This window comes from Acidisoma sp. (genome assembly GCF_035492295.1).
Classification (GTDB): domain Bacteria; phylum Pseudomonadota; class Alphaproteobacteria; order Acetobacterales; family Acetobacteraceae; genus Acidisoma.
Map to the genome: position 1 here is coordinate 1 of NZ_DATJJK010000200.1, position 24697 is coordinate 24697.

Below are 24697 nucleotides of genomic sequence, written 5' to 3' on the forward strand. Positions count from 1 at the left end.
TCTCCGCTTCCTCGGCTACAACGCCATCGTGCGCAGCTTCGCGTCCGAAGATGCCGTGCTCGCGAATCCTCATAGCCCCGCGTGGCGCCGCCGCCTGGCGCAGCGCGTTTCCGAGCGCATGGAAGCGCTCATGACCTGGAAAATCGGCTGATGCCGCTGTTCCCCCCACCGAAAGGATTGTCATGACCGTCAGCCATATAAGGGCCGCGCTCGGCGAAACCTTGAGCACGCCCGCCCCCGTCGCTTCACCCATCGGCGAGCCCGTCGCCCATACCAGCTACAAGGAGTTCGAACGGGCCGATCAGGTCGAAACCGGCATCTGGGAATGCACACCCGGCCGCTGGAACCGCTTCGTGACGGACCAGGAGTTCTGCCATTTCATCGCCGGTTCCGGCACCTTCACGCCCACCGGCGGGGAACCCATCGCTTTCAAGGCAGGGGATGCCTTCATGATGTCCGAAAACACCATGGGCGTTTGGGACATTCGGGAAACTGTCCGCAAGACCTACGTCATTATCAAGCGCTGAGCGACCGCAGGGCCGCGCCCGTCAGGGCGTGGCCGTGCTGGATAGAAGGGCCGCCGGCATCACGGCCCGCTGCGCTGGCGCGGTCTCGGCGGTCCACACCACCTGCCCCACAGTCCCGCAGACGGGGCAAGCAGGGTGCCAGGATTCGTGCTCCGCGCCGCAGGCGGTGCAGCGCCAACGAGGATCGGGACCGGCGCTATGGCTGCGCCGCAGCGCCTCATGGGCGGCGAAGGTTGCGGCCTCGCCACCGCCGGCCGCTGCGTCCGCCTCTTCGATGTCGGCGATGAGCACCCAGACGCGCCGCTGGTCGAGCCCGGCCGCAACCGCCGCCTGGGCATGGCGTCGTGCCTCTCCGGTGAGCTTGGCCGCGAGGCAGGCCTGGGCCTCCATGAAAGCGCTCTCGCCATGGCCGGGCGCAAAACCCGCAAGCTTTTCCGCCCGCTTCACCCGCGCGAGCGGCTCCGTCTCAGGCTCCAGATAGAAACGTGCCAGATCGGGATGCGGCGCCCGTGCCCAGGCCCGTTCCACAATCTGTTCGGCGCGGCGCGGGTCTCGTGCCGCGCGCAGGCGATTGGCATAGGCGAGCACCGCCGGCGTCAGCGTCGGGTCCGCGTTGTAGGCGTCCTTGGCGAGGCGCATCGCCTGCATCGGGTCTTCCGAGGCTTCGGCTGCCGCCGTGGCCATCACCGCGCGCGGCGCCTCAGGACCGGAAAGGGCGAGCGCTTCCGCCCAGGCCCCTGTACGAAGCGCCAGACGCGCGCGCTCCGAGCGGAGCCAGACGGCCCCCGGATGCGCCAGCTCCGCCCGGCGCGCGAGATCGGCCGCGAGCGTCCAATCGCCCGCATCCAGCGCCTGGCGCAACAAGCCGCGTAAGCCGAGGAAAGCCGCATCCGGAATTTCAGCGAGGCGGCGGTAGTCGGCCTCGCTCTCCTCCGGCTTGCCGGCCAAACGCGCGGATTCGGCAGAAACGAGAAGCGCCATCGGCGCATCGGGCAACAGGCGCCGGGCCCGCGCGGCTTCCCGCCGGGCGGCTTTCGGGTCGGCGGCGGCGAGGGCCGCGAAGGCCCGCGTCACCGCGAACTCACCCTGTCGCTGCTGCCGCTGATGCCGGCCACGGCCGAAGCGACCCGGCGCGGAGAGCAGCAGCGCCGCCAACCGCACGAGAAAGTAAAGGATCAAAAACAGCAGGATAAGAGCGATGGTGACGATCGGTAGCGAAGCCTGGAAGGTATAGGTTCCGACAGTCGCCGTGATGTCCCCCGGGATCGCGCCGAGCCCGTAGGCAAGGCCGACCAGGATGACCGCGAGAAGGAGAAAGCCAATGACCCGCCGCATCAGTGGGCCGCCATGTCGGCGAGCGCCTGGCGCGCCGCGATGAGTGCTTTGGCCTGGTCGATCCAGGAGGCCATCGCCTCAGCCGCCGGTCCCTGCAGGGTCGCGAGTACGGTGACGGCGCCGGAAAGATCGCCAGCATCGAGCAGCCGCCTTGCATGCGCCAGCGTGCCGCCGGTCTGATCACCCACGATCACGCGGTCGCCCTGGCGCAGCGTGACCAAGTTCTGCACACGCAGCCAGACGCGATGCCAGAAACCGCCGGTCGCATCTCGGGGGCCGCCGGCCTTTTCCGCAGCCCGGGCGGCCGCCGGAAAAGCGAGGCGGAGCGAGGCCTCGGTCGGGGGCGGGGTCGTTTCGAATTTCACCAGCGCCGACGGCGCATTCGGGATGGAGCCGAGCGGCTTGCCGGAAGCAAGCGCATCCTCGGCCTGCATCACCTGGCCGATGCGGGCGGATTGCGCGGTAAGTTGCGGCAGGTTTTGCGTATCCTGGGCGAGGCTCTTGGCCTTGTCAGACAGATCGGACAGCTGCTGCTGCAGGGCCGCAAGCGTTTGGCGGATGGACTGCGTATCCCCGGCCTCGCGCTGGCTGAGGCTGTCGAGCTTGCCGGAAAGCGCGTCCACGCTGCCCGCCGACGGCGCGGCCTGCACCTTCTGGGCGGCGGCCTGTTCGGAGGATTCGAGCTTGCCCAGGCGGCCCTGCAGCGCCGCGATTTGGTTGGCGAGATCGCCCGCCTCGCCTTGCCCGGTTGCCGCCGGCTGCGTGCCGCCGGCACCGCTACCCGTCGTCGGCAGCCCTGCGATCTGCTGGCGGAGGGCCGCCACGTCCTGCTTCTCCCGTGTATCCAGAGTGTCGAGCGCGGACTGAAGATTGCCGACCTGCCCTTTGAGGGCCGAAACGAGGCCGCTCTGGTCAGGCGGGATCACCGGCATGACTGGCGTCGGCGCGGGCCGCGTCCAGAGATAGGCGATGGCGCCAGCAAGAATGACGAAGCCCGCGAGGTTGAGCAGCGGCAGGACCCGGTTGCCCTCGCTGGCTCTTATGCCGTCGGAAACGCGCGCGCCGGAGGTTTCCCGCGGCGCTGCCTGATGCTTGGTTTCGGACGGAGCCGCGGACGCAGGCCCAGACCCAGACTGCTTTGCCGGCTCTGCAGGGGCCGACGGTGCCGGGATCGCGGCGGGGGTGGGCTCGGGCGTCTTCTCGGGCTCGTCAGTCATTCAATAGGGCCAATACCGCTTTCTCGTTGGGGTCCATTGCCACACGGATGCGCGCCCAGGGCAAGTCTCCGACCGCGTCCGCGACCGATGGGCTGATGGCAGCGAGGCCTAGATGAGCGAAACCATCCACGAGGTTCATCGCCCGGCTTAGCCTTCCTAAGCAAAGTGCGGTCTCTCGCGAGAAGAGCAAGACCCAGCCGGGGCCACCATTGCCGATTATGTCGGCCGCCGCCGGCGGCAAGGTCGTGACCGAATGGGCTGCATAGACTTCCTCCCGCAATACCTCAAAACCAAAGGCTTGCAGAATGCGCTTCAACCGATCTCCCTGGTTGAACCCGGTCGCCAGCAGCAGCGGCAGCCCCTCTTTCGGCAGGGTATCGATGATCAGACGGGCGAGATCCTCGGCGCGTCCCTGGGCGCTGACGACCGTGCGGAAGCCAGCCTCCCGTGCCTCCGCTGCCGTCGCATCCCCCACAGCGTAGAGCGGTAGGTCGTGATACAGGTCAGGCAGCGCCGGGATCGCCTGTCGGCTCGCGACCACGATACCGCGCAGAGTCTCGGGGCCGGGTAAGGCGCGGACGAAGGTGCGGATCGTGAGAAGCGGGGCGACGATCGGGGCAAAGCCCATCTTGGCAAGATGTCGTGCGGTAGACGAGGCACCAGGCTCGGGTCGGGTGACGAGGACGGGCATGGGCTGCATCGCCATCAGCCCCCGTCAGTCGCGGAAGATATCGGCCGGCGAGTGGCCGCGCAGCTCCTCACCGAGCGCCCGGCCGAGCGCCTCCGCCTCGCGCGGATTGCCGCTTATCTCCGACTTGATCAGGAAGGAGCCATCCTCCCGCGCGACCAAGCCGGTCAGGTGCAACGCCCCGTCCCGGAGCCGGGCATAGCCGCCGATCGGGGTGCGGCAGGAACCGTCAAGGGCGGCGAGTAGTCCGCGCTCGGCGGACGACACCGCGCGCGCCTCCGGGTCCTCGATGCCGGACAGAAGCTCGCAGAGCTCGACGTCATCCTCGCGCACCGTGACGCCGACGATGCCCTGGCCTGCGGCCGGGACCATGATTTCGGGTGCAATGATGACGGAGGCTTCGGCGGCAAGGCCAAGCCGGCGAAGACCGGCGAGGGCGAGCAGGCTCGCATCGAATTCGCCCCCCTTCACCCGGCCCAGGCGGGTCTGCACATTGCCGCGGATCGTGCGCACGACGAGATCGGGCCGCGCATGGAGGAGCTGTGCCTGACGCCGGACCGAGGCCGAGCCGACGATCGCGCCGGGGGGCAGGCTCGCGAAGGGCGCGGCGGGATCGGGCCGTTCCAGTCCCTCACCCAGGATCAGCACATCCCGTGCATCCTCCCGCTTCAGAGTGCAGGCGAGCACAATGCCTGGTGGCAGCTCGGTTTCCAGGTCCTTCAGGCTATGGACTGCGAAATCGATCCGACGGTCCGCCAGCGCGTCATGAATTTCCTTTGAAAACAGACCTTTACCGCCGATATCTGTGAGGCGCTTGTCGAGAATGCGGTCGCCCGATGTGGTGATGACATGCTCTTCGAAAACATTCAGAGCATCGAGTACTGGGCAGAAGCGGCTGAGCTGCGACTGGAAGGCGCGTGTTTGCGCGAGGGCCAGCGGAGACCCGCGTGTACCGACACGCAGGGGCAGCGTGCGGTGATGGGGTTTAACGCGGGGCTGGGCTAGAACGTCTGGAGACCTCATCGGCGCGTGTTAATGCCAGATATCCGTGAAGAAAAGGCTCTTACCGTGCAGACCGGCCTTGACTGGAATGGGGAGAGCGCAGGGCCGTTGCTCGCCATCGAAACCTCGTGCGACGAAACGGCGGTGGCAATCCTCTCCCCCAGCGGCGCCATCCTGGCCGAGCAGGTGCTGAGCCAGTTCGGCGAACACGCGCCCTTTGGCGGCGTGGTGCCGGAGATCGCGGCCCGCGCGCATCTTGTCCATCTTCCAGGCATGGTACAGGCGATGATGGAGGAGGCCGGCCTTGCCGCGCAGGGACTCGGTGCCGTCGCCGCCACCTCTGGCCCCGGCCTCATCGGCGGGCTGCTGGTCGGCGCCGGCTTTGGAAAGGGGATCGCCCTCGCGGCCGGAAAGCCCTTCGTCGCCGTCAACCACCTTGAAGGCCATGCGCTGACCGCGCGCCTGCCCGGTCTGGTGCCGGGTGGTGCCGCCTTCCCCTATCTCCTGCTCCTGCTCTCGGGCGGGCATTGCCAATGCGTGGCGGTGGAGGGCGTCGGCCGCTACCGGCGGCTCGGCGGCACCATCGACGACGCCGTGGGCGAGGCCTTCGACAAGGTTGCGAAGTTGCTGGGCCTGCCGATTCCGGGCGGCCCGGCGCTTGAACGTCTGGCCGCCCAGGGTGATGCAAGGCGCTTTCCCCTGCCCCGCCCTCTGCTCGGCCGCCCTGGTTGCGATTTTTCATTCTCAGGACTGAAGACGGCGGTGGCGCAGCTGGTGGCCGCGCTGCCACCGGGCGCGATCGAAACCCGCACCGCGGCAGACATCGCCGCCGGTTTCCAGGCGGCGGTGGTCGACGTGCTGGCCGACCGCGCAGCCCATGCACTGGGCGCCATGCCCGAAGCGAGCCTGATGGTGGTGGCGGGCGGTGTCGCCGCCAATGGGGCGATTCGCGCGGCGCTGGCGGCTGTGGCCGAGGCTCGGGGACTCGTCCTCGCCGCTCCGCCGCTGCGCTATTGCGGAGACAATGCGGTGATGATCGGCTGGGCGGCGCTGGAGCGGCTGCGCGCGGGCCTCGCGACGTCCGGACTCGACCGGCGGCCGCAGCCGCGATGGCCGTTGGCGGCGCTCGCCGAACCCGCCTGAAACATGCCGGAATCGTGACCGCGCGGGTGTGCTCCGTCATCGAAACATTGCTGGATGTTAATGCATCTGTGCTTAATTCTCAGGAGGTTAGCTTTCTCCGCGTCGCGTACGGTCCGTTTTTCTGAGCGCCTTCAGCACAGGTAGTCCCCGGCCATGTCCATGGTCCCTCGCGTGCCCAGCCTCCGCCTGTCGCTCGCCCTTCGTTTGATAGGCGCCGGTTTGGGTCTCGCGCCGCTCGCTGCCTGCGCCGGGGCGGCCGATACCGTGAATGTCGGGAGCGTGCAGGACCTGCAGGATACACTGTTCGGTCCGCGTAACGTCAGCGCCATGCCGAATATCCCGCCACCACCGGCGCCTGCCGCGCCGACGCCGGGGGCCGCCCCGATCGCGCCGGCTCTGGTCGGCACGGGCGGCCAGGCCATGCTGGGCAGCAGCCTGCACGCGGCCGGCTATGCGCCCCCGGTACAAGAGGCGCCCGGCGCCTTGCCGCCCGGCGCCGTCTCCACCCAGGCTGCGCTCATCGCCGGTGCCCTCGCAACTGAGGTGCCGCATGCGCTGGCGCTCAGCCCCGAGCGCCAGCAGGGACTCGTCGCCCTCGCGCGCAAGATGGCGGCGGAGGATCATTTGGTTATCCGCAGGCCGCAGCTTCTCCTCATCGTGGACCGCGCGACGCACGGCCAGACCCTTTCATTGACCCTCGCCCAGCCCGAAGGCCCTTGGGAGATTTTGGGAACCCGCCCGGTCTCCACCGGCAAGCCGGGCCGCCGCGAACACTTCAAAACGCCGCTGGGCGTGCTGCTGAACGATGGCTCCGAGCTCGGATACCGGGCGCAAGGAACCTATAACGAGAACCATATTCGCGGCCTCGGCGTGAAGGGCATGCGGGTCTGGGATTTCGGCTGGCAGCGGAGCGAGGACTGGCGCACCCCGGGCGCCACGATGCTCGTCCGGGTCGAAATGCATGCGACGGACCCGGCGGTTCTCGCGCAGCGCCTGGGCCGCGCCGATTCAGAAGGCTGCATTCGGATTCCGGAGGCGCTGAACCGCTTTCTCGACCGGCACGGCATTATCGACGCCGACATCGAACGCTTGGCCGTGGCGGATGCGGGTTACCGCGCCCTGCTCTCCCGCCAGCTGATTCCGACGCCGCTCGCGGGTGATGCCGTCATCGTCGTTGACACGTCAGCGCCCTGGGCGACGCCCTACCCGCCGGTAACGGTCGCGCTCAGCGGCTAGGCCAGACCCCGCGCCGATCAGATGGAACGGCTCAACCCGCTCTAGGCTCCGTGCCGGAGCGTAAGGCGGGCAAGCTCAGCCCGCACGAGGCGCTCGACGATCTCGGGCAGATGCTCGTCGAGCCAGGACTTGAGCATGGGGCGGATTTCGCCGCGCACCACCTGCTCCAGGCTCGGGCCGCCGGTCGTCCCCCCCTGCAGGAAGCTTTCCCGCTCAACCTGTAATTGGCGCAGCATGGCATCGACGGAAGCGGTTGCCGCGGCGGCGGCGGCCGGCGCCAGCAAGGCTTCCAGCGCCTGCGCGTCGAGCTGACTGAATGGACCGGTGATGGCGGGTTCCGCCGCGGGTGTTTCGACCGCCGGCCCAGGTGCGGCCGGCTCGGCGACGACGGGTTCGAGCGCCGTCATGATCAGCGGTTCGGCCGCAGCCTCCGCTACCGGCTCACCCTCGGCAGGCTCCGCCGGCACGGCGGCAGGCACTGTCTCAGGAGGGGGCTCGCGCACCGCCATGCTGTCGTCGAGCACGAGGACCGGCGGCGGCGGCTCGTCATGCTCGTGCTGCTGGGGCGCTTCCTGACCGGCCGGACCGCTCTCCTTCAGCCGCGCCTGCTCGTCGAGCATGATGCGGCGGATGGAGGCGAGGATGTCGTCCATCGACGGGTCCTGGTCCTCAGGCTTTGTATTCATGGCACTTCCTTCCTCTGGAACGCCACCGGTTACTGGTTGTCGTTACTGAGATTGTCGGACGGGCTGCCGTTCGGATCGCCAACCGTATTGGCGGTCGGGTCGCCGGTGCCGAACCAGGCATCTTTCACCGCCTTGTAATAGGCATTGTCATCATAGAGCGGCACGTGCAGGCCGATGTCGCGCGCCGTGAAGCGGCCCATGGCTGCGGCCACGTTGTAGGAAGCAATCACCAGATTCGCGAGGTTCTGCACCAGTGTCACCTGGGATTGCAGGAGCAACTGCTGGGCGTTCAGCACGTCGAGCGTCGTGCGGCTGCCGACGATGGCCTCGCGTTCGGTGCCGTCAAGCGCGATCTGGTTGGCGGCGATCTCCGCCCGCGTGCTGCTGATCGTCGCCCGCGTCGCGACCAGAGTTTCCCAATACTGCTCGGCATTCTGGATCGCCGTGCGCTGCTGCAGTTCGACCTGCTGACGGGCGTATTCGCGCTGCTGCACCGCCTGGCGGATGGCCGCGTATTCGGCACCGCCCTGATACAGCGGCACCGTGAGGTTGGCGACGACCTCGGCCCCGTTCGAAACAAAACCGGATTCGGTTTGATTGATCTGTTTGTAAAGCTGCCCCTGGACAGAGAGTTGCGGCATCAGCTTGCTCCAGGCGATGTCGACGCCGTCGGCCTGGGCTGCCTGGGTGAACTTGGCCTGTACTACGGCCGGGTTGTTGGTCGCGGCAATCCTCGCAACCTGGTCCTTGTTGTCGACCGGCAAAGCGAGCGGCTGCGGCGGCGTGAGCCTCCTCGGCTGCAGCCCGATCACGGCCACGAACTGGGCCTGGGCGGTCTTGAGATTGCCCTGAGCGGTCTGCACCTCGGCTTCGGCCTGGGCGAGCGCGCTTTCGCTCTGCGCCACGTCCGTGCGCGTGATTTCACCAACCGAGAAACGATCCTGCGTTGCCTTCAACTGCTCCTTGAGGACGTTGGCGTTGTTGATGGCGAGTGCCAGCAGCTGCTGGTCTTCGATCACCGTCACATAGGCCTGGACGACGCTCTGGAAGACCTGCTGCTCGATGTTGATGAGGTTGGCGCGCTCGGCCTTCACCTTGGCGCGGGCCTGGGCGGTCTGCGCCTTGGTACCGCCGCCATTATAGATGCTCTCGGTGATGGTTCCCGCGACCTGGGCGACGTCGCGGTTCTGATCCGTGGTTGTCGAGATGCTCTGGCCGTAGATGTTGCTCGACGGCGCGGTGATGTTGCCCTGCGTATAGCCCGCGCTGCCCGAGACCGTGACCGTCGGCTTCCAGCCCGCGAGGGCCGAGGGCACGCCCTCGTCCGTCGCGCGGAGATTGGCGCGCTCGGCCTGCAGGGTGGGGTTGTTAGCATAGGCCGCGGCGAGTGCCTGGCTCAGGCTCTGCGCCGAGGCGGGCGCTGCCCCAGCCACGAGGCCGAGGCCGATCAGAATGCCAATGCGTGAAACCATCTATCCCATTCCAATCTTCGAAGCCGCCCCGCCCTTGCGGAAGCGCAACCTATCTGCGGAAGGAAAGAGGGCCCTTCCACGCAGGCCTTCGACACCGCCGCATTTGCAACAGTATCAGGGGCCAAGGTCAATCATTTACGAAGGCACGGCATGAAGCGACCGCCGCTGACCGCGCCCGCGACGTGCCGAGGAAGTGAGGTCAGAACTCGAATTCCGGCACTTTCCCGAACCCTGGGAGAGCGGCGGTCTGGCAATCGAACAGCGGGCGGACGGCAAGGCTGGTGCCCTGACGCTCACCCCGGACGGCGATACCGGTGGGTCCGGCACCGGGAAAGGACGGTTGGCTCAGTACCGTGACGAGGCGGCCCGTCCCCTCGCGCAGCTGGGCCGCGACGGCAGGGGGAACGGCGTCCACCATGCCTTCGATGAGAATCGCGTCCCAAGCCTGAACGCCGGGCACGCCCTCATGCAGATCGCCCTCTTGGATGGCGACCGTGACGCCGGCCTCCTGGAAGCCGGACCGCGCGGCGGCGATCAGCGCGGCTTCGGACTCAAGGGCTGTTACCCGGGCGCCGCAGGCGGCGAGCACCGCCGCACCATAGCCGACACCCGCCCCGACCACGAGGATTCGCTCCCCCGCCACAGGCGCCAGACCTTGCGCAAGGCGCGCGAAAGCCAGCGGCGCCATGAGCACGCGGCTGTGGCCGAGCTCGACATCCTGGTCGGCATAGGCGACCGAATAGAGCGCGGGCGGCAGAAACTTCTCGCGCGGGATGCGCCGCATGGCGTCCAGCAGGGCCGCATGCGTCACCTTCGTCGGGCGAAGCTGGCTATCGACCATGAACTGGCGCGCGCTTGCGAAATCGGGAACCGTCTGGGCCATCATCTCCACCGCATCACCGCTTGGGTCTGATCGGTTGAATCAGTCCCTTATCAATAGGTTAGAGCCTGAATCATGTTTCGGACGGGCGCGATTGCGCTTTTATCCTTGATGATCAAACGCTACGTGGCGCGAGCATAGCCGGGCTGCAGCCCTGCGCCAAGCAGGCTGGCCGTGTCGGACCCCACTGTCACGGTCTTGACCTCCCGCGCGTGCTCCACGATAAGCGCGCCAGCCCAAGGTCCCGTGGCAGAGTGGTGATGCAACGGACTGCAAATCCGTGAACCCCGGTTCAATTCCGGGCGGGACCTCCAAGCCTTCCCGGCCCTTCTGCCGGGTGGCTTCGACGCTTCGGAACCCCAGCCCACCCCCGCGCCGGCTGGCCGCCATGCCTGGAAAATCATTGACTTTTTACCCGCCGGGCGGCGATATCGCGCGGCAATGCGATCGTGACTCCGCAGGGGCTCCTTTTGGGGCCGTTGGGAGTTTTCAGTCGTTCGACCCCGTGTATCGCCGGCCAGTTCCAAGGTCCGGGGCGGGGCGCACACCGAAGCAAGATCACCACAGGATTAGATCCTCTTTGTCTCTTCACGCAGCGTCCTCTGCAGACGCACAGACACAGGCGGCCGCCGAGGCCGCGCCCGATAGCCTCCCGGCCACGGCTTCCGACGCGGTCGTCACCGCCTCGGCCGGTGGCGACGAGACGTCGCCCCGCACCACTTTCGCCGATCTCGGCCTGTCGGAGGAACTTCTCCGCGCCATTTCCGAGAAGGGCTATGTCCATCCCACCCCGATCCAGGAACAGGCGATTCCCGTCGTGCTCCAGGGACGGGACGTGATGGGCGTGGCGCAGACCGGCACCGGCAAGACGGCCGGTTTCACCCTGCCGATGTGCGAAATCCTGTCCGGCTCCCGCGCCCGCGCCCGCATGCCGCGTAGCCTCATCCTTGAGCCGACGCGCGAACTCGCGCTGCAGGTCGCGGACAATTTCGTTCAGTACGGGAAGTATCTGAAGCTCAATCACGCTCTCCTCATCGGCGGCGAAAGCCTGTCCGACCAGAAGGAGGTGCTGATGCGCGGTGTCGACGTGCTGATCGCGACCCCCGGGCGGCTGATCGACCTCTTCGAGCGTGGTGGGCTGCTGCTGACCGATACCCGTATCCTCGTCATCGACGAGGCGGACCGCATGCTCGACATGGGTTTCATTCCGGATGTCGAGCGCATCGTCTCGCTTCTGCCGATGAACCGCCAGACGCTGCTTTTCAGCGCCACCATGGCGAAGGAGATCCGCAGGCTGGCGGATGCTTTTCTGCAGAATCCGAAAGAGATCAAAACCGATGCCGCGGCCTCGGTTGCGACCACGATCACCAGCGGCTTGGCCATCGTCGAGGAGCAGGACAAGCGTCGCGCGCTGCGCCAGCTCATCAAGTCGGAAGCGGTGCAGAACGCGCTGATCTTCTCCAACCGCAAGCGTGACGTGGATATCCTCTACAAGTCGCTGCAGCGCCACGGCTTCAGCGTCGGTGCCTTGCATGGCGACATGCCGCAGTCGGCCCGCTTTGCGACGCTCGAGAAATTCCGCGCGGGCGAGTTGAAGCTGCTGGTCTGTTCCGATGTCGCGGCGCGCGGCATCGACATCGGCGGCCTCTCCCACGTCTTCAATTTTGATGTGCCGCATCATTCCGAGGATTATGTCCACCGCATCGGCCGTACCGGCCGCGCGGGGAAGGAAGGACGCGCCTTTACCCTCGCGACCCCCGATCAGGAAGAGGCGGTGGCCGCCATCGTCAAGCTGACCGGCAAGGACATCCCGCGCATCGAGGTCGAGGGTTTCGAGACGCTTGACTGGTCCGACCCTTCCGAGGCGCGCGGCCGACGTGGCCGTGGACGCGGCGGCAAGGACCGCGGGGACAAGCCGCGCGAGTCCAGAGCGCCGCGAGACTCGAAGGCGCTGCCGCCGGAGCAGACAAGCGTGCCGGCCGAACCGAAGGCCGAGCCGGAGAAGGACCGCGGCACACGCAGCCGCCGCAAGCCCAAGGACTCGGCGGAGGCACCGGAGACACGCGCCGCGGAACCGCGCGCCGCCACGCCGCGCGCGGCCGAACCCCGCCATGCCGAACCGCGCGCCGCCAAGATGCCGGCCGAAAGCGCTCCGCGCCGTCAGGGCGCCGATGAGCGTGGCCGCCGCGGGCCCGAACGCGATCTCGGCCCGTCCGTCATCGGCTTCGGGGACGACATCCCCGCCTTCATGCTGATTCGCCGGCGCGGTTCCGGCGTGCAAAGTCTCGACGCTCCCGGTTTCGTGCCGGGCGGGGAGAGTGACGCCGTGACCGTGGATGACGGGGATGAGCGCTGAGGCTCGGCCCCGGCGCCATCTCCCCTGATCCCAGATACACGATGAATATCGGGCCGGACGCCCCGACCTTCACCATACGCGTCGAAGCGATGGGCGCCGATGGCGACGGCATCGCGCGGCTGGCCGACGGGCGGACCTTGTTCCTGCCCTTCACCCTGCCGGGCGAAACCGTGGAGGCGCGGCCCGTCTCGCGCCGCGGCGGCGGGGTCGCTGGCATTGCAGAGACCGTCCTGGAGCCTAGTTCCGAGCGCGCCGACCCGCCCTGCCCCCATTTCGGCGCCTGCGGCGGCTGCAGCCTGCAGCATTGGCGCGAAGAGTCGATTGCCGCCTGGAAGACAGAGGCGCTCCGCCATGGCCTGATTCAGGCCGGTGTCCCAGCACCCGCTCTGGGCCCGATCGAAACGTCCGCTCCCTTTGCCAGGCGGCGCGTGGACATCGCCATCCGCAAACAGGCTGGGATTGCCGCCATCGGCTTTCATCAGCTGCGTGCGGACGCGATCGTGCCGATCGAGACCTGCCTCGTCGCGGCCCCCGAGATCGTGGCGCTGCTGGCGCCGCTGCGCGCCCTGGTGCCGAAATTGCAGGCCGTCAAGCGCGACGCCGATTGCACGATCAACCTGCTCGATACCGGGCCGGATTTGTTGCTGCGCACCGATGGAACATTGGCCGCGAGCGATCGCCGGCTGCTGGCCGCGTTCGCGGCCGAGCACGGCATTCCGCGGATCGCCTGGGCCCTGAAAGACGGGCTCGTGGAGATCGCGGCCCAGCTCGGCCCTGTCGCCATCCGCTTCGCGGGTGCTGCCGTGCCCGTCGCGCCCGGCGCCTTCCTGCAGGCGACGGCGGGTGGCGCCGAGGCGATCACCCGGGCCGTGCTCGCCGGGCTGCCGGAGAGGCTGAAACCCCGGGACCGCATCATCGAACTGCATGCGGGCTCCGGCACGCTGACCTTTCCCCTCGCCGGCCGCGCCAGGGTCTTGGCCTATGAAGGCGATGGCGATGCCGTTGTTGCCCTTCAGAAAGGTGCGGCCGGGGCCGGGCTGCACGGCATCATCCTCGCCCATAAGCGCGACCTCGTGCGCCAGCCGCTGATGGTGGCGGAGTTCAAGGATGCTGCCGCTGTGGTGCTGGACCCGCCCTTCGCGGGGGCGCCCGGCCAGATGGAGGCGATCGCCGCCTCCGACGTTACCCATGTCATCTATGTGAGCTGCAATCCGCAGGCGCTGGCGCGCGATGCGGCGCCGCTTCTGCGCGCGGGCTTTTCCCTTGCCGCCGCGACCCCGATTGACCAGTTCCTGTGGTCCGCGCGCCTGGAAGCCGTCGCTGTCTTCACCCGCGCCGCGCCGCCGCGCAAACGGGCCCGGCCCCCGCGCTGACCAACGCCCTGACGAGCACTCTGACCGAGCGGTCATTTTTCCGCTCAATGGATTGACGCCGGCCCCTCGGCATCTCAAGAGTGAGCCCCATATGCTGCTCTGCACGCGCAGCCCGGGCGCTGCGTCGCGCGACCCCGCCCGCCGCACGCGGCCCGCTTCGGAAGGATCTCCCTGCTGCCTTCGAGAGAACCGCATGCCCGAGCTTGAGCCGCCCACGCCCGAACCGGGCGCCGCTGCACCGGCCGCGCCTGGGCCGGCCGCGCCTGGGCAGGCCGCGTCTCGGCGCGCTGCGCTCGACCCGAACGAGGCGCGCGCAATCTATCGCCTGGATCACTGGCGCGAATGCCCGGATTGCGGGCTCCTCTCCTCCCTGCCTGACATGCAGCCCGGTCTGGTCGCCGAATGCCCGCGCTGCGGCAAGACTCTGTGGCGCATGTTGCGCTCGCCCTTCAGTTTTCCGATCGCCTGCGGGCTGGCTGCGACGCTCTTCTATGCCTTCGCCCTGGCCGCGCCCTTTCTTGAGATTTCAGCCTATGGCCGCTTCCAGCTGGCGCGGCTGGAGACCGGGCCGGATGCGCTGATGAGCCAGGGTTTCGTGACCCTCGGCATGCTGGTGATGGCAGTCACCGCCATCCTGCCCGGCATCAAGCTCGGGATCATGCTGGTGACGCTGATCGGGCTCGAGACCGGCTTCGTCCCGCCCCGGCTCTCCGTCGCGCTCTTCCGCTGGTATACGCGGATCACCCCCTGGTCGATGATCGACGTCTATTTGCTGGGCTTCCTGGTCGCCTATACCCGGCTCACCGCCATCGCCCATGTCAATCTCGACACCTCCCTCTATGCGCTGATCGGGCTCATGATCTCGATGGCGGCGGCCGACGGCGCGCTCGATCACGAAGCCGTCTGGCGCGCGCTGGAACGGGCCGAACTCGCCTCCGACATGCGCTATATCCGGCGCCATCCGGAGGCGGCGGGTGACACCCCGGGAACGCTCGAGGCCCGGCATCCGAACGTCATCGGCTGCCATACCTGTCATCTCGTGAACCACGCGGCACCTGGCGACCAATGCCTGCGCTGCCATACGCCGCTGCATCCGCGCAAACGCAATGTCATCTCCCGCAGCTGGGCCCTGGTCATCGCCGCGGTCTGCCTCTACCTGCCCGCCAACATCTATCCCGTGATGGCGATCACCCAGCTCGCCAATACGCAGAATTTCACCATTTTCGGCGGCATCAAGGAACTGATCGACTACGGTCTGTGGCCGCTGGCCGCCCTGGTCTTTCTCGCCAGCATCACGATCCCCCTCGCCAAGCTCGTGACCCTCGGCTACCTGCTGGTCCAAACCCAGCGCGGCAAAGCGACGCATCTCCATTTCCGCACCCGCGCCTTCCGCATCATCGACTTCATCGGCCGCTGGTCGATGATCGACATCTTCATGATCTCCATCCTCGTGGCACTCGTCCGCTTCGAACAGTTTGCGCATATCAACGCGCTGGTGGGCGCTCCCTGCTTCGCGGCCGTGGTCGTCCTGACCATGTTCGCCGTCGTGACCTTCGACCCGCGCCTGATGTGGGACGCGCAGCGCGCCCCGGCACAAGCCACCCCTGCCCACACCGCTGACACAGCCTCGGATTCCGCGCTCGGCGCGAAGGACGCCACCGTATGACCGATCCAGATCGTCCGCCCGCCGTCGACCAGCAACAGCCGCAGCCGCAGATGCCGCCACCGCCCGTTCATATCCGGCAGCGGCGCTTCAGCTTCGTCTGGGTTATCCCGCTGCTCGCCGCCGCCATCGCGATCTATCTCGGCTACCGCACCATCATGGAGCAGGGGCCGCTGGTCACCATCACCTTCAACAGCGGCGAGGGCCTGGCGGCTGGCCAGACGCAGATCAAATACAAAGCGGTGGCGCTGGGCACGGTGGAGAGCATTGACCTCGCGCCGGACAACAGCCACGTCGTTGTCCATGTGCGGATGAACAATCTCGGCACCCGCTTCCTGACCAGCCATGCCCGCTTCTGGGTGGTGCGGCCGCGCCTCTCGGTCACCAACCTCTCCGGTCTCGATACCCTCGTCTCCGGCGCCTTCATCGGTGTCGATCCCGGCGCTCCGGGCGGCCATTATGACACCCATTTCAAGGGGCTGGAGGAGCCGCCGGGCGTGCGCTCGGACGTGCCGGGCAGCACCTTCGTTCTGCGTGCCGGCAGCGTCGGATCGCTCTCCACCGGTTCGCCGGTCTTCTACCGCGACGTGATCGTGGGCGAGGTTTTGGGCTACGACTTGGGAGACGGTATCGGCCCTGTCACCATCAACATCTTCGTGCGCGCGCCGTACAACAAGCTGGTGAAGCCGGAGAGCCATTTCTGGGATTCGTCGGGCATCACCCTGGGCATCCAGAACGGCGGCTTTCATGTCGAGTTCCAGTCGGTGGAGGCGCTGCTCGCGGGCGGCGTGACCTTCGATCTGCCGGCCGACGCGATCCATGACGCGCCAAGCCCGAACAATGCGACCTTCCAGCTCTTCGCGAGCCGGCAGGACGCGGAATCGGCGGGCTACCTGCACAAGATTCCCATCGTCTCCTATTTCCAGAGCTCGGTCGCCGGCGTCGGCCGCGGCACGCCGGTGACAGTCTTTGGCATGCAGGTGGGCGAGGTCACGGGCGTGAAGCTTCTGATCGACCCGGCGAAGGGCACCTCGCAGGTGCGGGTGACGGCGGAGCTCCAGCCCGAGCGGGTGTTCAGCACGACCGACTTCCCGAAGACGCTCGACCCCGGGGTCGTGCTGCAGCGCTTGGTGGACAACGGGCTGCGCGTTTCGCTCGCAACCTCCAGCTTCATCACAGGCCAGAAGGAGATGGCGCTGACCATCGATCCGCAAGCGAAGCCGGTGCAGATCACCCGGGAGGGCGACGACTATGTGCTGCCGAGCATGGATGGCGGGGGCGATCTCTTCGCCTCGGCGTCTCAGATCCTCGCCAAGGTCGAGGCCATCCCCTTCGGCGAGATCGGCGACAATCTGAACAAGCTGCTCGAGAGTTCGAACGAGACGATCGGCGGCGACCAGATGAAGAAGGCGGTGGCCAATCTCTCCTCCACCCTCGAAAGCGTGCAGCAGCTGGTGAAGAACACCAATACCAGCCTGCAGCCGACGCTGAAGAAGCTGCCGGAGATGACGGCCAATCTGGACCGCACGCTGAAGACCGCCAATCTGGCGGTGGGGCAGCTCAGCCGCTCCTATGGCGGCAATTCGGATTTCGAGCGCGGCCTGACCCAGCTCATGGGCCAAGCGGACAGTGCGCTCCGCTCGGTCAAGCAACTGGCCGATTTTCTTAACCGTCACCCCGAGGCCCTGATCCTGGGCCGCTCGGGCCGCGCGACAGGTGGACAATGACGAGCCGACGCAGACCTCTCCTCGCCTTCCTGGGCCTTGCCCCTTTCGCCCTGGCGGGACTTTCGGCCTGCGCTTCGCCCAGCCCGAACTACTACCGGATCGAGACCGTTGCGGGAGGCCAGATCCGGGGCGGCCCGCCCTCGGTCGAGGTGCGGTCTATCAGCATCCCGGGCTATCTCGACCGCCAAGGGATCGTGAAACAGGCCAATGACTTCAAGCTCGACATTCATGAGAACGACATCTGGGCCGAGCCGCTGTCCGACATGCTGGAAGCAACGCTGGTGCAGAACCTGACCAGCAGGCTGCCCGGCACGATGGTGATCGGCGCCGGCGGCTCGATTGGCGCCAACGCCAATCTGCTGGTCGAGACCAATGTTCTGCGCTTCGACCCCGACCCTGACGGGCAGATGGTGCTGCAGGTGCAGGTGGGGATCCGTGACAGCGCGAGCATGAGGCTGCTCGGGACCCGCAGCATCACCAAGCGCGGCCCCTCCCGCCAGCCGGTCGTGGCCAATATCGTCGCCGGCATGAGCACACTCTGGGGCCAAGCGTCAGACGATATCGCCGCCTTCCTGGTACAGACCTGGCGGAAGCATCCGCATGCAGGCCGCCAGGGCAGCTGATCATGACGGAGGTTGCCGTCACCGCCGCCATCGGGCCTGGCCATGTCGTTTCGGGGGCATCGGTTCCGGGCCTGCTGGCGGCGACCGGCCTCGCGGATGTCGCGGCGCTGATGCAGGCGCTGTTGCCGGCAGCGCAGCGGCTGGCGCGGCCGCCGATTTCGCAATTCCGCGTGGGCGCTGTCGGCCGCGCGGCAGAGACGGGTGATCTCATCCTCGGCGCCAACCTCGAATTCCCAGGCGGGACGACGGCTGACACAATCCACGCCGAGCAGTTCCTGTTCACCCGCGCGCATAGCCTGGGCGCCACGATCGACCTGCTCGCGGTCTCAGCCCGACCCTGCGGCCATTGCCGCCAGTTCATGAACGAATTCGCCGGCAGCGAGGGGCTGACGATCCTCGACCCCGAGGCCGGACCGCTGAGCCTCGGCGACATGCTGCCCTGGCGCTTCGGCCCCACCGATCTCGGCATGGCGGGGGCCAGCCCCGCCGCCCACCTGCCGTTGGTGACGTTGGAAGCGCCGGCGGCGGCCGCTCCCGAGGTGATCGCCGACCTGCTGGAAGCGGGCGCCCGCGCCCATACGCCCTATGGCCGCGCGCCCGCGGCGATCGCACTCCGCCTGACCGACGGTACCATTTTGACCGGGGCGGCAATCGAGAACGCGGCATACAACCCCGGCATGCCGCCGCTGCAGGCGGCGCTCATCACCCTCGTCGCCCAGGGGCGGGATTATGGCGAAATCGACACGGCGGTGCTCGGCCGGGTGCCGGGGGCGGCCTTCGACCACGCCGCTTCGTCTGCACGGCTACTTTCGATCATTGCGCCCGGCGCATTGCTCGAGACCCTGTCCTGGCAGCCGCACGCCTCCTCCTGAGGCGATCTCCTCTGCTATAGGGGGCGGATGACCGCGCCCTTCTGGAAAACCAAGTCGCTCGACGAGATGACCCAGGAGGAATGGGAATCGCTCTGCGACGGCTGCGGCCGCTGCTGCCTGCACAAGCTGCGGGACGAAGATACCGACGCACTGGCCTTCACGAATGTCGGCTGCCGCCTTCTCGATACCGAGACCTGCCAGTGCCGCGACTATGGCAATCGTTTCGCCAAGGTTCCGGACTGTGTGCAGCTGACCCCCGAGGTTTTGCGCGAAATCGACTGGCTGCCGCCCTCCTGCGCTTATCGGCTGGTGGAGGAAGGACGGGATCTGCCGACCTGGCATCCTCTCCGCTCCGGCACGACGGAGACCGTCCGCAGTTCCGGCGCTTCGGCGGCAGGGCGCATCATCAGCGAGCGCGATGCTGGGCCGCTCGAGCATCACGTCGTCGACTGGCCGGGCCGTCCCGTCTGGAAGCGCAGCGCCCGCAAGCCGCGTGGCTGAGGGACGCCAGGAACGCCCATGAGTGCGGAAACCACCCTGCCCTGGAGAAGTCTGCTCGCAAGGCCGTACGGCGCCTATCTCGCGACCTTCAGCCTGGGCTCGGCCCTCTATGCCTTCGGCGCCTTCCTGGTTTCGGCCTGCATGCCTTCGGCGGTACAGGAGCTCGGCCATGTCAATCTGATGAGCTGGGGCTTCACCTTCTACCTTGTGGCTGCAATCGTGGCCGGGACCCTCGCCTCGCCGATGAAATGGCGCCTCGGGACGGGCCCGGCATTGCAATGCGCGGGGGCGGCCTATCTGCTCGGCTCGCTTGCCTGCGGCTTCGCCCCTTCGATCTGGGTGCTGCTCGGCGGTCGCGTGCTGCAGGGTCTGGGTGAAGGTGCGGTTTCGGGGCTGACCTATATCCTCATCCCGGAGGTCTTCCCGGCGCTGATGATCCCCGCGATCTTCGGCATCGAGGCGACGATCTGGGCGGCGGGGTCGCTTGCCGGTCCGGTGGTCGGCGGATTACTGACCCAGGCCTTCTCCTGGCGCCTGGCCTTTCTGGCCGAGGTGCCCCCGATTCTGCTTTTCATGGCGCTGGTTTGGGCGGTGATCCCGGAGCACGGCCAGCGCGCGGAGGCGCGCCACCGGCTGCCGTTGGCGCGCATGGGCGGCGTCGCGCTCGGCATCCTGCTGCTCTCAGCTGCCGCGATCGAACCCCAGGCCTGGGCGCGGATCGCAAGTGTCGGCTTCGCCCTCGCCCTGCTGGTGCTGATGGCGGTGTGGGATCTGCATGCGCCGAACCGGCTGCTGCCGCGCGGTGCATTTTCGCTGCGCAGCCGCGCCGGTCTCGCCTTCTGGATCGTGCTGCTGCTGCCCTCCGCCCATACCGGACCCGGCACCTATGTCATCCTGCTGATCGAGAAAGTCTGGGGCTATCACCCGCTCGGTGCCAGCATCCTCGGTGCCGCGATGGTGGCGGGCTGGAGCGGCGTCGGCATGATGGTCAGCCGCGCCTCCCCGCGCCGTGCCCGTCTCTGCCTCTGGGCCGGGCCCGGCCTCGTCGCGCTCGGACTCATCTCCGGCGGACCGGCGATGGAATGGGCCAATCTTTGGCTGCTGCTGCTGGGCCAGGCGCTGGTCGGCGCAGGTTATGGGCTCTGCTGGGGGTTCCTCAGCCAGGTCATCATGACCGGCTCGGAGGAGGCGGACCGCGATCGCGCGTCCGCCATGCTGCCGACCGTCCTTTCCGCGGGCCTCGCCATCGGCGCAGCCTTGGGGGGCATCGCCGCCAATGCCGCCGGCCTGGCCGAAGGCGTGCCCGTCTCGACCGTGATTCATGCCGGCGTCTGGTGCTTCCTGGTGGCGAGCGCCATCGGCCTTGCCGGCCTTGTCCTGGCACTTCGGCTGCGCGGGCTCCGCCCCGTCACCGCTCCGGGCTAGACGCGCGGAGCCGATCAGAGCCGGTGCACGATCCGCGTGCGCTTCGGCACATGGCGGCCTCTCTTCGCGGGTGCACAAAACGCCTCGATCTGGCCATCAAGCCGCGCTAGGTGAAGGAACCGCCCGCCCCGGAGCCCCCCACCTTGAAACTCTCCCCCGCCCTGCTCGCGCTGGCTGCTGCCGCCTTCGGCATCGGCACGACAGAATTCGTCATCATGGGACTTCTGCCGGAGATCGGGCGCAGCCTTCATGTCTCGATCCCGCAGGCGGGTCAGCTCGTCTCGGGCTATGCGCTCTCGGTTACCATCGGTTCGCCCATCATGGCGATTCTCATGGGCCGCTTTCCGCGCCGCAAATCCCTCCTGGCGCTCATGGCCATCTTCATTCTGGGTAACGGTCTCTGCGCGCTGGCGGGGGGCTACGACACGCTGCTTGCCGCCCGCATCTTCACCGCCCTTGCCCATGGCACCTTCTTCGGCATCGGCGCCATCGTCGCCGCCGAGGTGGTGCCGAAGCATCAGCGCGCGATGGCGATTTCGCTGATGTTCTCCGGCCTCACCCTCGCCAATGTCCTTGGCGTGCCGCTCGGCACCCTGCTCGGCCAGGCCTATGGCTGGCGGATGACCTTCTGGGCGGTCTGCATCATCGGCCTCGTCGCCTTCGCGGCCCTCGTCGTCTGGGTCCCGAATGTGCGCCAGGGCCGCCGGCCGCGCCTCAAGCGCGAGATCATGGCGATCGGCCATCCCCAGGTGCTGCTGGCGATGGCGGCGAGCGTGCTCTGCTCTGCCGCCCTTTTCTCGGTCTTCACCTACATCACGCCACTGCTGGAGCATGTCACGGGGATCAGCCCGCATGGCGTCAGCATCGCGCTGTTGCTCTTCGGCGTCGGCATCACGCTCGGCAATCTCGCAGGCGGCCGGGCTGCCGACTGGCGGCTGATGCCGGCGATCATGGGCATGCTCTGCGTGCTCATCCTGGTGCAGGCGCTTTTCACCGTGACGAGTGCGAGTCCGGTGCCCGCCATCATCACCATGATGGTCTGGGGCGGGCTCGCCTTCGGCGTTGGCGCGCCCTTGCAGATGCGGGTGGTGGACCAGGGCCGCGCGGCACCGAGCCTGGCCTCGACACTCAACCAGAGCGCCTTCAACCTCGGCAATGCGCTCGGCGCCTCGATCGGCGGGCTGCTGGTCTCGGCCGGTGTGGGCTACGGGAATCTGCCCTGGTTCGGCAGCCTGATGAGCCTGTTGGCGCTCGGCACCGTGTATTATGCGACTTGGCTGGAGAAGCGGATGCAGCGCCGCCGCGAGGAGCGGCGGGCCCATTTCCGCGCCACTGGCGCCACCGGCGCTTAAGCTCCAAACACAAAAAAGGCCGGCCCCTTGCGGGACCGGCCTTTTTGCGATGTGAGGCGGATCAGGCGGCGATGCGCGCCTGTTCCCCGTCATTCACGATCTGCTGCCGCCGATCGGCAATTTGCGTCTTCATCGACTTCTGCAGCTTCTCGAAAGCACGCACCTCGATCTGACGCACCCGCTCGCGGGAGATGCGATACTGCTGGGAGAGGTCTTCCAGCGTGGTCGCCTCGTCCTTCAGGCGGCGCTCGATCAGAATGTGCCGCTCGCGCTCGTTCAGGGTCTTGAGCGCATTGGCGAGCAGCGCCTTGCGGTCCCCCATCTCCTCGCGGTCGGCGAGCACCGTTTCCTGGCTTTCGCCGTCGTCGACCAGCCAATCCTGCCACTCGCCCTCGCTATCGGCGCGGACGGGAGCGTTCAGGCTGTTGTCTGGCGCCGAGAGGCGGCGGTTCATATTGACGACGTCCTGCTCCGGCACATCCAGCACGCGGGAAATCTCAGCAACCTGATCGGGGCGGAGATCACCGTCGTCAATCGCCTGCATCTGGCCCTTCAGACGGCGGAGGTTGAAGAACAGTTTCTTCTGCGCCGCCGTCGTCCCCATTTTCACGAGGGACCAGCTATGCAGGATGTACTCCTGAATCGCCGCGCGAATCCACCACATGGCGTAAGTGGCCAGGCGGAAGCCACGATCCGGGTCGAACCGCTTGACTGCCTGCATCATGCCGACATTGCCTTCGCTGACGAGTTCGCCAACGGGCAGTCCGTAGCCGCGGTAGCCCATGGCGATCTTGGCGACGAGGCGCAGATGAGAGGTGACGAGCTTGTGCGCCGACTCCAGATCCCCTTTCTCTTGCCAAGCTTTGGAGAGGCTCAGTTCCTCCTCCGCGGTCAGCATGGGATATTTGCGAATTTCCTGAAGATACCGGGAGAGATTCCCCTCCGGAGCAATATTGAGACTACCAAGGGCCATCGAAGACTCCTTTCCTTCGGAGACGACCTGTATCCAGCGCCGTCTCGGTTCGAAGTTGGCCGTTTTCGCCAAATTCCTTGACCAAAAATATGAACGAAGACTTTAGATCCGTCTCATCACGACCAGGAGATTACCCCGCATTCGGCAGTAACCCTTCGGTGATTATTGCGGGCCTTCAAGTTTAGGTGATTTCCATTGGGATTAACCCAGAAATCCCGCAATGGCGGTGCCCTCGCCCTCGTCCGGAAACGGACAATACGCCTTTCCGGCGCGCATTTTCATTAAATTGACGAAATTCAAAGCGGCTATGAAGAAGGGGAATGGTCGAGCCTGGAGGCCGCCCTGCCGTCATGGCAGAGCGGCCAGTCCGTGAGTGCGATCAACCCTTTCGCTTTCGGCCGGGCCGGAAAAGATCCTGGCCGAGCACCAGCCCGGCGATCCCGGCGCCGAGAAGAATCGTGCCTTTGTGGCGGGCAAAGAAGCCACGCCCGGCAGCGGCACCGGCGCTGGCCGCCTTCTTCGGCATGGCGAGCAGGCCCAGCAGCGCCGGCAGCATCGCGGAGGCGGAGTCCAACGGCGAAGAACCGGAGGTCTGCTCGCGCTCGCGCCGGCGCGACCGAGGCCTGCGGGAGGCCAGGAGCCCGATGAGCAGGACGATGACGGCGACCAGCACCAGCGCGCCGGCCGTGATGAAGGCCGCCCAGACCGGGCCCAACCGTTCCTGCACGAATATCCAGAGCCCCGCCGCACCGCAGCCGATGGCAGGCAGCAGGATGAAGCCCGCGATCAGGCCGCAGACGAGGAGCACGGTCAGGCGCCGCGCGCTGTCCGCCGCGTTCTCCGCGATTCTGGCCGGATTGAAAGCAAGGGCAAGGCCCAGGCGGATAAGCTGCGCGAGAGATCCCGACATCAAGCTGCGCTGCTCAGCGTGTCAGGATTTTACTGAAGATGAATCCGGCCGCGAAGGCCAGCAGCAGGCTGGTGACCGGCTGCTCCTCGACATGCGCGGTCAGGGCATCCGCTGAACGGCGGCTTTTTTCCGAAACCGTGTCGTAAATATCGGCTGCCCGCTCGGAGAGCGTATCCGCCGCGTCCTGGCTGACGCGGCTCGCCTCGCGCATGGCGAGCTCCTTCATCTGGCGGATGAGGGCGGCGACATCCTGTTTGAGCGCCGCGAGGTCCTCGGCGATCCGGTTGGTCTGTCCTGACGTTTCGCTCTCAAAATCTGTCATGAAGGCACCTTTCGCTTCAGCGTGATGAGGAGGGACCGGCGCGCAGCCAAACCCGAGCCACGCCGATCATTTGGGCCACGGGAACGGGATGGCAATAACCTCGTTGAGTAAATCGCACATTCACTGGCACCCGCCGCAACCTCCGCGCGACTTTCCGACTCGGAATCACGCTGGTAAGCGCATGATTTTAGGGTTCTTTTTAGGTTTCATGCTCGCCAGGTTCGGAGGTAGCAGCCATTATGCAACCTTCAAATCCGGCACCTGAGGGTCTGATCGGTTCTTTTGCAGCGCAACCAGGCTGATCCGAACCATGAATCAGTCCTTTATCAATAGGTTAGAATGCGATTCCCGTAATAGACCGACGCGAGAGTGCTTCGATCCGACGCTATCACCGCTCGGATCGTTTCTTCCGCG

At 67.0% G+C, this 24697-nt stretch carries 22 protein-coding genes and 1 tRNA gene; 13 read left to right on the forward strand and 10 right to left on the reverse strand.

The features are described from left to right. Window positions 1-182: 182 nt before the first annotated feature. On the forward strand, window positions 183-527 hold the full coding sequence (locus VL752_RS15470) for a cupin domain-containing protein (protein WP_325356755.1): 345 nt from the start codon (window positions 183-185) through the stop codon (window positions 525-527). A 21-nt stretch (window positions 528-548) separates the two neighbouring features. On the opposite strand, the gene VL752_RS15475 is transcribed toward VL752_RS15470, so the two are convergent. Genes VL752_RS15475 through hemC form a run of 4 tightly spaced genes read right to left on the reverse strand, consistent with a single transcriptional unit; the run spans window position 549 to window position 4790 of the window. After that, window positions 549-1862, reverse strand: a complete 1314-nt coding sequence (locus VL752_RS15475) for a heme biosynthesis HemY N-terminal domain-containing protein (protein WP_325356756.1) — start codon at window positions 1860-1862, stop codon at window positions 549-551. Then, window positions 1862-3079 (reverse strand): COG4223 family protein, encoded by a 1218-nt coding sequence (locus VL752_RS15480; RefSeq protein WP_325356757.1) that lies wholly within the window; start codon window positions 3077-3079, stop codon window positions 1862-1864. Before VL752_RS15480 ends, VL752_RS15475 begins: the two co-directional genes overlap by 1 nt. Next, window positions 3072-3785: a uroporphyrinogen-III synthase gene (locus tag VL752_RS15485; RefSeq protein ID WP_325356758.1), complete on the reverse strand. Its 714-nt coding sequence runs from the start codon at window positions 3783-3785 to the stop codon at window positions 3072-3074. The genes VL752_RS15480 and VL752_RS15485 overlap by 8 nt, the downstream gene beginning before the upstream one ends. 9 nt (window positions 3786-3794) lie before the next feature. Further along, window positions 3795-4790, reverse strand: coding sequence for a hydroxymethylbilane synthase (gene hemC, locus VL752_RS15490; protein ID WP_325356759.1), 996 nt, complete (start codon window positions 4788-4790; stop codon window positions 3795-3797). 45 nt (window positions 4791-4835) lie between these two features. Between hemC and tsaD the strand changes: the two genes are divergently transcribed. Together tsaD and VL752_RS15500 are read left to right on the forward strand one after the other, a co-directional pair. After that, a complete protein-coding gene (tsaD, locus tag VL752_RS15495) occupies window positions 4836-5912 on the forward strand; it encodes a tRNA (adenosine(37)-N6)-threonylcarbamoyltransferase complex transferase subunit TsaD (protein WP_325356760.1) in 1077 nt (358 codons plus the stop codon). Window positions 5913-6065: 153 nt separating this feature from the next. Then, a complete protein-coding gene (locus VL752_RS15500) occupies window positions 6066-7148 on the forward strand; it encodes a L,D-transpeptidase (protein ID WP_325356761.1) in 1083 nt (360 codons plus the stop codon). Window positions 7149-7189: 41 nt separating this feature from the next. Here the strand turns inward: VL752_RS15500 and VL752_RS15505 are convergent, their stop codons facing one another. From VL752_RS15505 to VL752_RS15515, 3 genes are all read right to left on the reverse strand, one after another. Further along, entirely contained in the window at window positions 7190-7834 is a 645-nt protein-coding gene (locus tag VL752_RS15505) for a DUF2497 domain-containing protein (protein ID WP_325356762.1), read from the reverse strand. Window positions 7835-7863: 29 nt separating this feature from the next. Beyond that, a complete protein-coding gene (locus VL752_RS15510; RefSeq protein ID WP_325356763.1) occupies window positions 7864-9306 on the reverse strand; it encodes a TolC family outer membrane protein in 1443 nt (480 codons plus the stop codon). Between the two features lie 199 nt (window positions 9307-9505). Next, window positions 9506-10192 carry a protein-L-isoaspartate O-methyltransferase family protein gene (locus tag VL752_RS15515; protein ID WP_325356764.1) on the reverse strand — a complete coding sequence of 229 codons (687 nt, stop codon included), beginning with the start codon at window positions 10190-10192 and terminating at the stop codon, window positions 9506-9508. Window positions 10193-10426: 234 nt separating this feature from the next. Between VL752_RS15515 and VL752_RS15520 the strand changes: the two genes are divergently transcribed. The 10 genes from VL752_RS15520 to VL752_RS15565 all read left to right on the forward strand — a co-directional run bounded on the left by VL752_RS15520 (window position 10427) and on the right by VL752_RS15565 (window position 22078). Further along, window positions 10427-10500: transfer RNA gene (locus VL752_RS15520), tRNA-Cys, on the forward strand. A gap of 266 nt (window positions 10501-10766) precedes the next feature. Continuing rightward, window positions 10767-12542 carry a DEAD/DEAH box helicase gene (locus VL752_RS15525; RefSeq protein ID WP_408863141.1) on the forward strand — a complete coding sequence of 592 codons (1776 nt, stop codon included), beginning with the start codon at window positions 10767-10769 and terminating at the stop codon, window positions 12540-12542. 41 nt (window positions 12543-12583) lie between these two features. Beyond that, window positions 12584-13915, forward strand: a complete 1332-nt coding sequence (locus tag VL752_RS15530) for a class I SAM-dependent RNA methyltransferase (RefSeq protein WP_325356765.1) — start codon at window positions 12584-12586, stop codon at window positions 13913-13915. Window positions 13916-14108: 193 nt separating this feature from the next. Then, a complete protein-coding gene (locus VL752_RS15535) occupies window positions 14109-15581 on the forward strand; it encodes a paraquat-inducible protein A (RefSeq protein WP_325356766.1) in 1473 nt (490 codons plus the stop codon). Beyond that, window positions 15578-17305, forward strand: coding sequence for an intermembrane transport protein PqiB (locus VL752_RS15540; RefSeq protein WP_325356767.1), 1728 nt, complete (start codon window positions 15578-15580; stop codon window positions 17303-17305). Before VL752_RS15535 ends, VL752_RS15540 begins: the two co-directional genes overlap by 4 nt. Next, window positions 17302-17928: a PqiC family protein gene (locus tag VL752_RS15545; protein WP_325356768.1), complete on the forward strand. Its 627-nt coding sequence runs from the start codon at window positions 17302-17304 to the stop codon at window positions 17926-17928. The genes VL752_RS15540 and VL752_RS15545 overlap by 4 nt, the downstream gene beginning before the upstream one ends. 2 nt (window positions 17929-17930) lie before the next feature. Then, a complete protein-coding gene (cdd, locus tag VL752_RS15550) occupies window positions 17931-18800 on the forward strand; it encodes a cytidine deaminase (RefSeq protein WP_325356769.1) in 870 nt (289 codons plus the stop codon). 27 nt (window positions 18801-18827) lie between these two features. Then, window positions 18828-19301 carry a YcgN family cysteine cluster protein gene (locus VL752_RS15555; RefSeq protein ID WP_325356770.1) on the forward strand — a complete coding sequence of 158 codons (474 nt, stop codon included), beginning with the start codon at window positions 18828-18830 and terminating at the stop codon, window positions 19299-19301. Between the two features lie 18 nt (window positions 19302-19319). Continuing rightward, the gene (locus tag VL752_RS15560; protein WP_325356771.1) at window positions 19320-20726 is read left to right on the forward strand and encodes an MFS transporter; all 1407 of its coding nucleotides are present in this window, start codon (window positions 19320-19322) and stop codon (window positions 20724-20726) included. A 143-nt stretch (window positions 20727-20869) separates the two neighbouring features. Next, entirely contained in the window at window positions 20870-22078 is a 1209-nt protein-coding gene (locus tag VL752_RS15565) for an MFS transporter (RefSeq protein ID WP_325356772.1), read from the forward strand. A gap of 61 nt (window positions 22079-22139) precedes the next feature. Here VL752_RS15565 and rpoH read toward each other — a convergent pair whose 3' ends face one another. The 3 genes from rpoH to VL752_RS15580 all read right to left on the reverse strand — a co-directional run bounded on the left by rpoH (window position 22140) and on the right by VL752_RS15580 (window position 24283). Then, a complete protein-coding gene (gene rpoH, locus VL752_RS15570; RefSeq protein ID WP_325356773.1) occupies window positions 22140-23051 on the reverse strand; it encodes an RNA polymerase sigma factor RpoH in 912 nt (303 codons plus the stop codon). A gap of 379 nt (window positions 23052-23430) precedes the next feature. Then, complete coding sequence (locus VL752_RS15575; RefSeq protein WP_325356774.1) at window positions 23431-23961, reverse strand: hypothetical protein; 531 nt, start codon at window positions 23959-23961, stop codon at window positions 23431-23433. A 13-nt stretch (window positions 23962-23974) separates the two neighbouring features. Then, window positions 23975-24283, reverse strand: coding sequence for a DUF883 family protein (locus VL752_RS15580; RefSeq protein ID WP_325356775.1), 309 nt, complete (start codon window positions 24281-24283; stop codon window positions 23975-23977). Window positions 24284-24697 lie beyond the last annotated feature (414 nt).

Coding starts and splice junctions, on each gene's coding strand:
- VL752_RS15560 (WP_325356771.1), top strand. CDS start 19,320: ATGAGTGCGGAAACCACCCTGCCCTGGAGAAGTCTGCTCGCAAGGCCG.
- VL752_RS15555 (WP_325356770.1), top strand. CDS start 18,828: ATGACCGCGCCCTTCTGGAAAACCAAGTCGCTCGACGAGATGACCCAG.
- VL752_RS15480 (WP_325356757.1), bottom strand. CDS start 3,079: ATGACTGACGAGCCCGAGAAGACGCCCGAGCCCACCCCCGCCGCGATC.
- VL752_RS15580 (WP_325356775.1), bottom strand. CDS start 24,283: ATGACAGATTTTGAGAGCGAAACGTCAGGACAGACCAACCGGATCGCC.
- VL752_RS15510 (WP_325356763.1), bottom strand. CDS start 9,306: ATGGTTTCACGCATTGGCATTCTGATCGGCCTCGGCCTCGTGGCTGGG.
- cdd (WP_325356769.1), top strand. CDS start 17,931: ATGACGGAGGTTGCCGTCACCGCCGCCATCGGGCCTGGCCATGTCGTT.
- VL752_RS15505 (WP_325356762.1), bottom strand. CDS start 7,834: ATGAATACAAAGCCTGAGGACCAGGACCCGTCGATGGACGACATCCTC.
- VL752_RS15500 (WP_325356761.1), top strand. CDS start 6,066: ATGTCCATGGTCCCTCGCGTGCCCAGCCTCCGCCTGTCGCTCGCCCTT.
- VL752_RS15470 (WP_325356755.1), top strand. CDS start 183: ATGACCGTCAGCCATATAAGGGCCGCGCTCGGCGAAACCTTGAGCACG.
- hemC (WP_325356759.1), bottom strand. CDS start 4,790: ATGAGGTCTCCAGACGTTCTAGCCCAGCCCCGCGTTAAACCCCATCAC.
- VL752_RS15475 (WP_325356756.1), bottom strand. CDS start 1,862: ATGCGGCGGGTCATTGGCTTTCTCCTTCTCGCGGTCATCCTGGTCGGC.
- VL752_RS15535 (WP_325356766.1), top strand. CDS start 14,109: ATGCCCGAGCTTGAGCCGCCCACGCCCGAACCGGGCGCCGCTGCACCG.
- VL752_RS15540 (WP_325356767.1), top strand. CDS start 15,578: ATGACCGATCCAGATCGTCCGCCCGCCGTCGACCAGCAACAGCCGCAG.
- rpoH (WP_325356773.1), bottom strand. CDS start 23,051: ATGGCCCTTGGTAGTCTCAATATTGCTCCGGAGGGGAATCTCTCCCGG.
- VL752_RS15530 (WP_325356765.1), top strand. CDS start 12,584: ATGAATATCGGGCCGGACGCCCCGACCTTCACCATACGCGTCGAAGCG.
- VL752_RS15515 (WP_325356764.1), bottom strand. CDS start 10,192: ATGATGGCCCAGACGGTTCCCGATTTCGCAAGCGCGCGCCAGTTCATG.
- VL752_RS15545 (WP_325356768.1), top strand. CDS start 17,302: ATGACGAGCCGACGCAGACCTCTCCTCGCCTTCCTGGGCCTTGCCCCT.
- VL752_RS15575 (WP_325356774.1), bottom strand. CDS start 23,961: ATGTCGGGATCTCTCGCGCAGCTTATCCGCCTGGGCCTTGCCCTTGCT.
- VL752_RS15485 (WP_325356758.1), bottom strand. CDS start 3,785: ATGGCGATGCAGCCCATGCCCGTCCTCGTCACCCGACCCGAGCCTGGT.